A 256-nucleotide genomic window follows, 5' to 3' on the forward strand; every position below is an offset into this window, starting at 1 on the left:
TTGCCAACACCGACCCCTGCAGAGAACCTTCAGGATCTTGTGGCCTGTGACGATACCGATACGGGAGACCTGTCCGAGAGCTTTGACCTAACGGTGATGGAGGACAGTATCATCCTTCCGGGAGAGACTGGCCTAACGGCTACCTACCATACCACGGAAGAAGGTGCAGAGGAAGGGGACACATCCATAGCAGATGCTACGGCCTTTGTGAACACCCAGACCCCACAGACCGTATGGGTAAGGGTCACCAACGACC

At 55.9% G+C, this 256-nt stretch carries 1 protein-coding gene; it reads left to right on the forward strand.

Annotated elements, in window-relative coordinates; all coding sequences use genetic code 11:
- Positions 1-39: 39 nt before the first annotated feature.
- Positions 40-256 (forward strand): FIDD domain-containing protein (locus tag LOK78_RS16960; protein WP_232635695.1); only part of this gene is annotated, 217 nt, incomplete at its 3' end.

This window comes from Mangrovimonas futianensis (assembly GCF_021245805.1).
Classification (GTDB): Bacteria; Bacteroidota; Bacteroidia; order Flavobacteriales; family Flavobacteriaceae; genus Mangrovimonas; species Mangrovimonas futianensis.